General features: G+C 45.2%; 8 protein-coding genes and 1 tRNA gene. 7 read left to right on the top strand and 2 right to left on the bottom strand.

Features of this window, described 5'->3' with window-relative positions; all coding sequences use genetic code 11:
• The first annotated feature begins 126 nt into the window (after positions 1-126).
• The gene (locus ISX59_RS16875; RefSeq protein ID WP_032539196.1) at positions 127-1287 is read left to right on the top strand and encodes a 6-bladed beta-propeller; all 1161 of its coding nucleotides are present in this window, start codon (positions 127-129) and stop codon (positions 1285-1287) included.
• 97 nt (positions 1288-1384) lie between these two features.
• Here ISX59_RS16875 and ISX59_RS16870 read toward each other — a convergent pair.
• Positions 1385-1472: transfer RNA gene (locus tag ISX59_RS16870), tRNA-Ser, on the bottom strand.
• Positions 1473-1812: 340 nt separating this feature from the next.
• On the opposite strand from ISX59_RS16870, the gene ISX59_RS16865 reads away from it, so the two are divergent.
• From ISX59_RS16865 to ISX59_RS16850, 4 genes are all read left to right on the top strand, one after another.
• The gene (locus ISX59_RS16865) at positions 1813-2391 is read left to right on the top strand and encodes a porin family protein (RefSeq protein WP_005782143.1); all 579 of its coding nucleotides are present in this window, start codon (positions 1813-1815) and stop codon (positions 2389-2391) included.
• Between the two features lie 75 nt (positions 2392-2466).
• Entirely contained in the window at positions 2467-4926 is a 2460-nt protein-coding gene (gene priA, locus ISX59_RS16860) for a primosomal protein N' (protein ID WP_032536191.1), read from the top strand.
• A gap of 40 nt (positions 4927-4966) precedes the next feature.
• Complete coding sequence (locus ISX59_RS16855) at positions 4967-6766, top strand: DUF4091 domain-containing protein (RefSeq protein ID WP_032539197.1); 1800 nt, start codon at positions 4967-4969, stop codon at positions 6764-6766.
• A gap of 112 nt (positions 6767-6878) precedes the next feature.
• Positions 6879-7352, top strand: coding sequence for a low molecular weight protein-tyrosine-phosphatase (locus ISX59_RS16850; protein WP_005782146.1), 474 nt, complete (start codon positions 6879-6881; stop codon positions 7350-7352).
• Here the strand turns inward: ISX59_RS16850 and ISX59_RS16845 are convergent.
• The gene (locus tag ISX59_RS16845; protein ID WP_005822149.1) at positions 7327-9384 is read right to left on the bottom strand and encodes an HD family phosphohydrolase; all 2058 of its coding nucleotides are present in this window, start codon (positions 9382-9384) and stop codon (positions 7327-7329) included. The two genes, ISX59_RS16850 and ISX59_RS16845, sit on opposite strands and share 26 nt — an antisense overlap.
• Before the next feature lie 94 nt (positions 9385-9478).
• Here ISX59_RS16845 and gltX point away from each other — a divergent pair, with 94 nt between their 5' ends.
• Positions 9479-10996, top strand: a complete 1518-nt coding sequence (gene gltX, locus ISX59_RS16840) for a glutamate--tRNA ligase (RefSeq protein WP_022012302.1) — start codon at positions 9479-9481, stop codon at positions 10994-10996.
• 12 nt (positions 10997-11008) lie between these two features.
• Positions 11009-12229, top strand: coding sequence for a 3-deoxy-D-manno-octulosonic acid transferase (locus tag ISX59_RS16835; protein ID WP_005782149.1), 1221 nt, complete (start codon positions 11009-11011; stop codon positions 12227-12229).
• Positions 12230-12257 lie beyond the last annotated feature (28 nt).

Genomic DNA, 12257 nt, shown 5'->3' with positions numbered 1-12257 from the left:
TTCCGTTTAGGGAGGATAGGAGAATTGCAGCGGTTTGGGGTACAACTTCTTTTTTTATTTTCTGAAGTTTGAGAGCTGAATCCGGTATTTTTTTTCTATCTTGCCGGTGTGATTAATGATGATACTATGAAAAGATTCCCTTTTTACTTTCTGGTGCTGTACCTGTTGGTTTCATGCCAGGGGACGAAGCAGGCGGAGACTCAGGCTTTATCCGTTGTCGACATGACAAAAAGTTACCCTGAAAAAGAGATTGTTCTGCAAGACATTGCCGATGTGGAATATATTCCTTTGGAAACTACCGATGACTTTCTGTTCAATGGTGTTGCCGCGATAGTGTCCGATAAATATATCGTGACGATAGGTCACCAGAGTGAAGATGTCTGTCTGTTCAGCCGGGAGGGAAAAGCCCTTACCCGTATCCACCGGGTGGGAAATGGTCCGGGAGAATACAAAGATATTGCGACGGTAGACGTAAACAGGGAGAATGGCGAACTTTATCTGAAAGAGATGAACCGGCAAAAAATTCACGTCTATTCGCTGGATGGCACGTTCAAGCGTTCGCTTCCTTATCCCGAAAATATATGGTTGAACCAGATGTATCTTTTCTCTCCCGAATATCTGATTGCCTCCCGGGACTTCACTCCTTCCGCAGGTTCGGATGCCGGGTTCCATCCCTACCTCCTTGTCTCTACCGAGAGCGGACAGCTGGATTCTTTGAGCTATGTGCAGAAAAAATGTGTGCAAGTTAAATTAATCATCAACGAGCAAGCGCATCTGTATGGCTATATGCATGAGCCATCGATTATTTGCAATGGTTCCCGGTTCTACATAGGCAATGCGGACTCGGATACTTTGTTTACGATGGAGCCGGATTTTGCTTTAAAACCTTTGCTGGTCCGGACCCCTTCACATAATGAAGAAGGGAACCAGTATGGTTTGTTTTTGAAAGGAGTGGCGGGACCCTATCTTTTTTTAACCAAGCAACCGATGGAGATACCTATGAACAGCATTGATCATCTGGATTTGCAAAATGAAGAATGGCTTTATGATCGCCGTACCCAGGAGGTTTTCCGCTATATTTTCAAGAATCGTGAAGATACTTCGAAACCGGTCTCAGGCATCATGTTTTATCGTTATCCCGAAGATTGCGCTTTAGTCATTCTGAAGTCGGAAGATTTGGTGGAGGCTTACGAAGCCGGTGAGTTGAGTGGTGAACTGAAAAAGATTGTTTCGGGAATGAAAGTAGATGATAATCCTGTCCTGATGCTGATACAGTTTAAGGGATAGGGAAACGGTCTTTATAGAGAAGGGGGAGGTGTCACAGTCTGTGGTGAAACGGGCTTTTGCAAGGCTCTTTTTCTTAATCGGAACCTGCAAGCCTGTGCGGAAAGAGTGGGATTCAAACCCACGGAACAGACAAGCCGTTCACCGGATTTCGAGTCCGGCCCATTCGATCACTCTGGCATCTTTCCTTAAATGTACTACAAAGGTAAATCGTTTTATGATTTGTTGTTCCGGTAAGGGTGTTTTTTTCTTCTTGCCGGGATTTTGCTGCTACTTTATGAGGTTGCGGGTCTATTATTAAAAGATCCGATATACCAGTTGTACATCCCGTATATAGTTCCCTTAGATGATAAAGATGGATCTTTTTATTGAGAAAACGGCAAGTCCTTTATATTGGGGATTGAAACAACAAAATGCTGTTGAGTAATGTTATAGAATAGAGCGCTTTGCTGAAAATATGCAAACGAATTTAATGTTTTTTTAATTTAAAACTATATCTTTGTCCCGAATTTTAAACACAACTTAGTTATGAAAAAGATTATTAGTGCTTTAATGATAGCTGTATGTATCGGTATGGCTATGCCTGCTCAGGCACAACTTATCAAGTTTGGTGTGAAAGGTGGTGTAAACCTGGCAAAAGCTGATTTTAATAAGTCTGATTTAAAAACAGACAACTTTACCGGTTTCTTTATCGGCCCGATGGCTGAGGTTACTATCCCACTGGTAGGTTTGGGGGTTGACGGTGCTCTTTTGTTCTCTCAGAGAGGTGTCAAAGTAGGTGATGAGTCTATCAGACAGAATGGTCTCGATATTCCAATTAACTTGAAGTATACTATTGGCTTGGGTAGTGCATTGGGTATCTACGTGGCAGCCGGTCCGGATTTTTATTTTAACTTCTCAGGCGATAAGAATTACGAGGACCTTGGTCGGTTGAATAAAAAGAACGCACAGATAGGTATTAATGTAGGTGCCGGTGTGAAATTACTGAGGCATTTGCAGATAGGAGCCAATTATAATATCCCGTTGAATAAAACAGCGGAATGGAAAGAGGCTGATTTTTCTTATAAGACTAAAATGTGGCAGATATCTGCTGCTTATATTTTCTAAGAAATCAGAATCATCTGATGATATACAAATCCCCGGCGTTTGCGTCGGGGATTTTTTTGTATCTTTGTCCTCACGATGAAAAAGTATGTAGATGTCATATTACCTTTGCCTCTTCCCCGTTACTTCACTTATTCCCTTCCGGACGAAGGAGCAGAAGAGGTACAAATCGGTTGCCGGGTAGTCGTATCTTTCGGGCGGAAAAAGTATTATACAGCCATTGTTTGCAATGTTCACTATTATGCGCCGACTGAATATGAAGTCAAAGAGATTTCCGCCGTACTTGATACCTCTCCGATACTGCTCCCTGTACAATTCCGGTTTTGGGAATGGTTATCCGATTATTATCTCTGTACACAGGGCGATGTCTACAAAGCGGCGTTACCTTCCGGTTTAAAACTGGAAAGCGAGACAATTGTTGAATACAACCCTGACTTTGAAGCCGATGCTCCCCTTCCCGAACGGGAACAACGGATACTTGACTTGCTTGCAAAAGATCCTGAGCAGTGCGTCACCAAACTTGAAAAGGAGAGTGGTCTGAAAAACATACTTACTGTTATTAAATCCTTGCTCGATAAGGAAGCCCTTTTTGTAAAAGAGGAACTTCGCCGTACCTATAAACCCAAAACAGAAGTCCGGGTCCGGCTGACGGCCGACGCTTCGGGCGAGGAGAATCTCCGGCGACATTTTGATAAATTAGAACGCGTCCCGAAGCAACTGGCACTGTTGATGAAGTACGTCGAGCTTTCCGGGGTATTGGGAGACGGCACGTTGAAGGAAGTATCGAAAAAGGAATTGTTGCAGCGTGCTTCCGCTTCTCCTGCCGTTTTTAACGGATTGGTAGAAAAGCGGGTCTTTGAAGTCTATCAACGGGAAATCGGCCGGTTGAACCGTATCTCGGGACAAACGGTGGAACTGAACGTTCTGAACGAACATCAGCAGCGGGCTTATGATGAAATTGTGCGGAGCTTTCAAGAGAAGAATGTCTGCTTGCTCCACGGTGTGACTTCCAGCGGAAAGACTGAAGTGTATATCCATCTGATAGAAGATGCTTTACGTCAGCGGAAACAGGTGCTTTACCTGTTACCCGAAATTGCGTTGACCACTCAGATTACCGAACGTCTGAAACGGGTGTTCGGCTCCCGGTTGGGGATCTATCACTCCAAGTTTCCCGATGCCGAACGAGTTGAGATCTGGCAGAAGCAATTGACGGAAGAAGGATATGACATTATTCTGGGGGTGCGCTCTTCGGTATTCCTCCCGTTCCGGAATCTCGGACTGGTCATTGTGGACGAAGAGCACGAGAACACTTATAAACAGCAGGACCCCGCGCCACGCTATCATGCCCGCAATGCCGCTATCGTACTGGCTTCGATGTATGGGGCAAAGACGTTGTTAGGCACTGCCACTCCTTCGGTGGAGACCTGGCAGAATGCCACTACCGGTAAATTCGGATGGGTGGAGTTGAAAGAACGATATAAAGAAATTCAACTTCCGGAAATTATTCCGGTAGATATCAAGGAATTACACCGCAAAAAGCGGATGACGGGGCAATTCTCCCCCTTGTTATTGCAATACGTCCGTGAGGCGCTTGATAATAAACAGCAGGTGATTCTATTTCAGAACCGGCGCGGTTTTGCCCCGATGATAGAGTGCCGCACTTGCGGATGGGTGCCTAAATGCAAAAACTGTGATGTCAGCCTAACTTATCATAAAGGCATCAATCAGCTGACTTGCCATTATTGCGGGTATACCTACCAGTTGCCCCGTTCGTGTCCGGCTTGCGAGGGAGTCGAACTTATGCACAGGGGCTTTGGTACGGAGAAGATAGAAGATGACGTAAAACTGATTTTTCCGGAAGCTTCTGTGGCACGTATGGACTTGGATACTACCCGTACCCGGTCGGCCTATGAAAAGATTATTGCAGATTTTGAGCAAGGGAAGACTGATATACTGATCGGTACCCAGATGGTATCAAAAGGACTCGACTTCGATCATGTCAGTGTAGTGGGCATCCTCAATGCGGATACGATGTTGAATTATCCCGATTTCCGTTCGTACGAACGTGCCTTCCAGTTGATGGCACAGGTTGCCGGACGTGCCGGGCGAAAAAATAAACGGGGCAGGGTTGTGCTGCAAACCAAAAGTATAGATCACCCCATCATCCGTCAGGTGATGACGAACGATTACGAGGATATGGTAGCGGGACAATTGGCCGAACGACAGATGTTCCATTATCCTCCCTACTACCGGATGGTGTATGTTTATCTGAAGAACCGGAACGAGACATTGCTGGATGTGATGGCACATACCATGGCCGAAAAGCTGCGCGCATTGTTCGGAAACCGTATACTGGGGCCGGATAAGCCTCCCGTTGCCCGTATCCAGACTTTGTTTATACGGAAAATAGTTGTTAAAATAGAACAAAATGCGCCAATGAGTCGCGCCCGTGAATTACTTTTGCGTGTACAACGGGAAATGATAGAAGACGAACGGTTTAAATCGTTGATTGTCTATTATGATGTAGATCCTATGTAATGAAAACCAATCTTAATATATACCTTTAAAAAATGAAACCATGAAGCGAATCACGACACTTTTGCTTTCTTGCCTGGTTAGTACAGGCCCGCTTCTTGCACAGCAAGGAGTGACACAATGTGGAACACCGACCGGACAGGCTCCGTTCCCACTTCAATCTTACAAAGAGTTACCCGATCCGGTTACTCCTTCCGGGAAGGAGTGGGCGGCAGTCAAAACTCCTCAGGTGCAATGGGGAAATACCGATACCCGGTATGCAAAACATGTTGTCCCCATGATTCAATCACAGAAAAGCGTCACACTGGAAGGCTGGCGTGGCGAGAAACTCCATGCTCAGGCTGTTGTCTGGACAGGTACCGATCTGGAAGGGTTGAATTATTCTCTTTCCGAATTTAAAAACTCCAAGGGCGACGTGCTTCCGGCAAGTGCCTTCAGCGGAGGTTTTGTCCGCTATGTGATGACGGATGAACTGAATAAGGATGGACGCGGTGCCTGTGGCTATCGTCCGGATCATTCTATTTATGACTCTCTGTTGGTGGCCGATCCGATTGACCACTTGCTGACTTCCATGCCTATGGAGGCTAAGAGTACCCAAGCTATCTGGATCAATTGCCAGATACCCCAGACCGTGTCTCCGGGAGTTTATCGCGGCACCGTTGAGGTGAAAGACGGAGACCAGAGGCTGTCTACCCTCAAGATGGACATTAAAGTCTCTTCCCGCGTATTGCCCGCTCCGTCCGAATGGGCTTATCATCTGGATTTGTGGCAGAGCCCGTTTGCCGTGGCACGCTATTATCAGGTTCCGCTTTGGAGTCAGGAACATATGGATGCCATGCGTCCGTTGATGAAGATGCTGGCGGATGCCGGACAGAAGATTATTACGGCTACCATCATGCACAAACCTTGGAACGGACAGACTTATGACTATTTTGAATCGATGGTTACCTGGACGAAAAAGGTTGATGGCACATGGGCTTTCGACTATGGTGTGTTCGACAAGTGGGTGGAGATGATGATGAGCGTAGGCATTGACAAGCAAATCAACTGCTATTCAATGGTTCCGTGGAAATTGTCATTCCAGTACTTCGATCAGGCTACAAACAGTATGCAATACGCCAAGACTGCTCCGGGCGAGAAAGCTTACGAAGAGATGTGGGTGGCTATGCTGAAGTCATTCTCTAAACATTTGCGTGAAAAAGGCTGGTTCGACATTTGTGCCATCGCCATGGACGAACGCCCGATGGAGGTAATGCAGAAAACATTGCAGGTGATCCGTAAAGCTGATCCGGAATTTAAAGTTTCGCTGGCCGGAAATTTCCATAAAGAATTGGAGGCTGATATTTACGATTACTGTATTCCTATCGGCGCTTCTTATCCGAAAGAGGTATTGGCACGCCGTGCACAAAAGCAGTTGCCTACAACTTATTACACCTGTTGTACAGAAGCTTTCCCGAATACCTTTACTTTCTCCGATCCTGCCGAGGCTGCCTGGATGAGCTATTATTCTGCTAAAGATCACCTCGACGGTTACCTGCGTTGGGCATATAACAGTTGGCCGAAAGAGCCGTTGCTCGACTCACGTTTTGAGGCTTGGGCCGGTGGTGATACTTATCTGGTTTATCCGGGAGCACGTTCTTCCATCCGTTTCGAGAAACTTATCGAGGGCGTTCAGGCTCATGAGAAGATAACAATCTTACGTAAAGAGTTTACGGATAAGAAAAACAAGAACGGATTTAAGAAGCTGGAAAAAATGCTATCCACCTTTAAACTGAAGGACTTCCCGGAAGTGCCGGCTGCTGAAACGGTGAATAAGGCGAACAAAATATTGAATTCGTTGTAGAGTTATCGACAATACCTTTTTATACCGCATGCAGAAACGTGTAGCAGGGGAGATCCATGTAGCGTGTTCCTGCATGCGGATTTTTATACCTTATTAATTAAAATAAGAAAGAATGAAAAAGAAAATACTTTTTGTTTGCTTAGGTAACATTTGCCGCTCTTCTACGGCAGAAGGCGTGATGCTTCATCTGATCAGAGAGGCCGGATTGGAAGATCAGTTCATGATTGATTCGGCCGGTATCTTGGCCTATCATCAGGGAGAGCTGCCCGACAGCCGCATGCGTGCTCATGCAGCTCGCAGAGGATATGAACTGGTTCATCGTTCGCGTCCGGTCCGTACAGAGGACTTTTATGACTTTGACCTTATAATCGGCATGGACGATCGGAATATCGATGACCTGAGGGAGAAAGCTCCCTCTCCGGCAGAATGGGAAAAGATTCACCGGATGACGGAATACTGCACCCGCATCCCCGCCGATCACGTGCCCGACCCCTATTATGGAGGTGCGGAAGGCTTTGAATACGTGCTCGATATACTCGAGGATGCTTGTGCCGGACTCCTTACTTCTTTAACTCAGGATAGCTGATACGCGTGTGGTAAATCGTTTTCAGCTTTTCTTTAAATACCGCTTTGATCGTCGCAATGTCTTTGAAGGTAATCGGACATTCTTTGAAATATCCTTCCTGCACTTGTGAGTCGATAATTTTATCTACCAGATTGCTGATGCTCTCTTCGGTATACTCAGGTAAACTGCGTGAAGCGGCTTCTACGGAGTCTGCCATCATCAGTATGGCTGTTTCTTTTGAGAACGGGTTAGGTCCCGGATATGTGAATACTTCTTCATCCGGTTCCTCACCCGGATGTTCGTTCTTCCAGGATATGTAGAAGAATTTGGTCTTTCCGCGCCCGTGGTGGGTGCTGATGAAATCCTTGATCACTTTGGGTAAGTTATGCTTGTCGGCCAGTTTTAATCCGTCTGTTACGTGACTGATAACTACCTGGGCACTCTGTTCATAACTCAGGTTCTTATGGGGGTTCACCCCCGACTGGTTTTCGGTAAAGAAAGCCGGATTCTCCATTTTTCCGATATCATGATACAGTGCTCCGGTACGTACCAACTGGCTTTTGGCACCGATACGTATTGCAGCTTCGGCGGCCAGATTAGCCACCTGCATCGAGTGCTGGAAAGTACCAGGAACGGTTTCGGACATTCTTCGCAGCAGATCGTTGTTGATGTTCGACAACTCTACAAGCGTTACATTCGATGTAAAACCAAAAGTCTTTTCGAGCAGGAATAATAAAGGATAAGCAAACAGTAATAGCACTCCATTGATGATGAAGTATATGTACATACTGACATTCAGCTTTGAAAGATCGTTTTCGCTGATCAGTTCAAAAGCGAAATATATGGCTGCATACGTCAGTATCACCAGGAGGGCGGTGCGGAACAGTTGTGAGCGTTGCGACAATTCTCTCAGGCTGAAGATAGCCACGAGCCCGGCTGCTAATTGTGTCAGGATGAACTCGTGGGGGTATCGCAGGGTGATGGAACAGATCAGTATGGTGATGACATGTGTCAGGAATGCCGTGCGTGAATCGAGAAAAACCCGGATGATAATCGGAAGCATGGCATAAGGCAGGATGTACACATTAAATATATTGTTTGTCACCATCAATGCCGTGATGACGCAATAGAATACAATTAAGGCGAAAAGTAGCGACAGACTGCCTTTACGCTCATAATAGTCTTTGCGGAAGAGTTCCAGATATAGCATAAAGCAAAGTACCAGAATACCGACAAATAAGATTTGTCCGGCGAGTATCAGCCGCTTTTGTCCAAGAGATTCACTCCGCTTAATAGACTCTTTACGTAAAGATTCCAGAATGTTGTATGTCTGTTTGCTGACAATCTCTCCACGGTCGATGATCTTTTGTCCGCTTTGTACGACTCCATTTGCCCAGGAATAGTTGTCGAGCAGCTCTTTCCGGGCAGTCTCTGTACGTACGGAGTCATAAATCAGATTGGGAGTTATATACTCGTTGAGTGCGCATTGACGCAGGATGTCTTTGTTATAATGGGCGGTGTCACTCGATATAAGATACTCGTAGGCTCTCTTTACGGTATATATTCCGTCAGTCATTCGCTGGTTGGCTAATTTGTCGTCAATCACCATGATAGAAGAGAGACTGTCATGGAGGAGGGTTCGCATCTCCTCTGTCGATACGACTCCCGATTGATAAATGGTCTTCAGCCCTTTCTCAATATAACGGATGTAATCTGTTGAGGGGAGTATCCCTTTCAGATGTGTATGGTAGTTCTCCTTAAGCTTGGCGAGCGCGTTCTTTTCCACCTCTTTATTCAATTCAAAGTAGGGTTGAAAAGAGGCCAGAAGACTGTCTTGCTCCCTTTTTACCACTGCTTCGTCTTTGTAAATCGGGAAGTCGAAAGTAGCCATTAACTGACCGTACTTCCACGGCTTGTTTATGTCAAACTGATAGTTAAACTTCCCATCCCGTGGTAGGAAATAAACAATGAAGGCCACAGTACCGACGAAAATCAGTGCTTTATATAACAAATCTTTGTATGAGAAACTATTTTTCTTCTTCCAGTGTTCCATAACCCTTGAATTTTTTGCGAAAAGTACAAAAAAAAACAATAGTGTGGAAAAAAAGGTTTAATTTTGCCACGATTTACCTATACTAACGCAAATTATGGCAGAAAGAAAAGTAAGAGTTCGTTTTGCTCCGAGCCCAACAGGAGCATTGCATATAGGTGGTGTGCGTACCGCTTTGTATAATTATCTGTTTGCCCGCCAGCATGGGGGAGATTTGATTTTCCGTATCGAGGATACTGACTCAAACCGTTTTGTCCCGGGTGCGGAAGAATATATCCTGGAATCATTTAAGTGGTTAGGGATTCAGTTTGACGAGGGTGTCAGCTTTGGAGGTGAATATGGACCGTACCGCCAGTCAGAACGTCGCGAAATATACAAGAAGTATGTACAAGTGTTGCTTGACAACGGAAAAGCCTATATTGCTTTCGATACTCCGGAGGAGCTGGATGCCAAACGTGCTGAAATAGCCAACTTCCAATATGACGCATCTACCCGTGTGGGAATGCGCAATTCGCTGACCCTTTCACAGGAAGAGGTGAAGGCGTTGATTGCTGACGGAAAGCAATATGTGGTACGTTTTAAAATTGAGCCGAACGAAGACATTCATGTGAATGACCTGATTCGTGGAGAAGTGATTATTAACTCATCTATCCTTGACGACAAGGTTCTATATAAATCGGCCGATGAACTGCCTACTTACCACTTGGCTAATATTGTTGATGACCATCTGATGGAGGTATCACACGTGATCCGTGGTGAGGAGTGGTTGCCTTCCGCTCCGTTGCACGTATTGTTGTATCGCGCATTTGGTTGGGAAGACACAATGCCTGCTTTTGCTCATTTACCTCTGTTGTTGAAACCCGAGGGCAATGGTAAGCTGAGTAAACGTGATGGTGACCGTCTGGGATTTCCTGTATTTCCGCTTGAATGGCATGATCCGAAGAGTGGAGAAGTTTCTTCAGGTTATCGTGAATCGGGTTATCTGCCTGAGGCTGTCATTAACTTCCTCGCCTTGTTGGGATGGAATCCGGGTAACGATCAGGAGGTAATGTCCATGGATGAGTTGATTCGTCTGTTCGACTTGCACCGTTGCAGTAAATCGGGTGCTAAATTTGACTATAAGAAAGGGATTTGGTTTAATCATATTTACATTCAACAGAAGTCTGACGAAGAAATAGCCGAACTGTTTGTGCCTGTTCTGAAAGAACATGGTGTGGAAGCTCCTTTCGAAAAAGTAGTAACAGTGGTTGGGATGATGAAGGACCGTGTCAGCTTTGTCAAAGAACTGTGGGATGTATGCAGTTTCTTCTTTGTAGCCCCGGCAGAATATGATGAAAAGACGGTTAAAAAACGCTGGAAAGAAGATTCGGCTAAATGTATGGCCGAACTGGCTGAAGTATTGGCCGGAATAGAAGATTTCAGTATTGAAGGTCAAGAGAAAATTGTAATGGATTGGATTGCTGAGAAAGGTTATCATACAGGTAATATTATGAATGCTTTCCGCTTGACGCTGGTAGGCGAGGGCAAAGGTCCCCATATGTTTGACATTTCCTGGGTATTGGGAAAAGAAGAAACACTGGCTCGTATGAAACGTGCCGTAGAGGTTTTGAAATAAGAATCCGGAGGTATGTTTTACGATCTGGCAATAGGAATTTACGACCTTCTGGTGCATCTGGCTGCACCATTCAGCCGTAAGCCCCGAAAGATGATGAAGGGGCATTGGGTAGTGTACGACCTTCTTCGTCAACAGGTAGAGAAGGACGCGCGCTATATCTGGTTTCATGCTGCTTCTTTGGGAGAGTTTGAGCAGGGGCGTCCCTTGATTGAGAAAATACGGGAGAGGTATCCGGATTATAAAATACTGCAAACGTTTTTTTCTCCTTCGGGATATGAGGTCCGGAAGAACTACCGTGGAGCCGACATTGTCTGCTATTTGCCGTTTGATAAACCTCGTAATGTGAAGAAGTTTCTGGATATTGTGAATCCTTGTATGGCTTTCTTCATCAAATACGAATTTTGGAAGAACTATCTGGATGAATTACACAAGCGTCGTATCCCCGTGTATAGTGTTTCGTCCATTTTCCGTAAAGATCAGATATTCTTTAAGTGGTATGGAGGTACTTACAGAAATGTGCTGAAGGATTTTGATCACTTGTTTGTGCAGAACGAAGCATCGAAGCGTTTCCTTGCCAAGATTGGAATTACAAGGGTTACGGTAGTGGGAGATACGCGTTTTGACCGTGTTTTGCAGATTCGTGAGCAGGCCAAGGAGTTGCCGCTGGTGGAACAGTTCAAGGATGGCGCATTTACTTTTGTGGCCGGAAGTTCATGGGGACCGGATGAGGATCTTTTCATTGAGTATTTTAATAATCATCCTGAGATGAAGTTGATTATAGCACCACATGTAATCGATGAGAATCATTTGGTAGAGATTATTGGTAAGTTGAAACGTCCTTCTGTGCGTTATACCCGTGCCGATGAAAAGAATGTCCGCAAGGCGGACTGCCTGATAATCGATTGTTTCGGTTTACTGTCTTCTATTTATCGTTACGGAGAGATTGCTTATATCGGAGGTGGTTTCGGAGTAGGAATTCATAATACTCTTGAAGCGGCAGTTTATGGTATTCCGGTAATTTTCGGACCCAAATATCAGAAGTTTATGGAGGCGGTACAATTGATTGAAGCCAAAGGGGCTTATTCGATTAAGGATTACGAGGAGCTGAAGACGTTGCTTGACAGGCTTCTGTCCGATGAAAAGTTCCTGAAAGAAACGGGAACTAACGCCGGTAATTATGTGATTGGCAACTCCGGAGCGACGGACAAGGTACTACACATGATAAATTTTTAAGGCTTTGAACCTGATAAACAAAAATATC

Origin of the sequence: Bacteroides sp. FSHCM14E1 (assembly GCF_019633785.1) — a bacterium.
Classification (GTDB): domain Bacteria; phylum Bacteroidota; class Bacteroidia; order Bacteroidales; family Bacteroidaceae; genus Bacteroides; species Bacteroides hominis.
The sequence above is the reverse complement of the archived record's forward strand: the minus strand, read 5'-3'. Positions and strand labels throughout refer to the sequence as shown.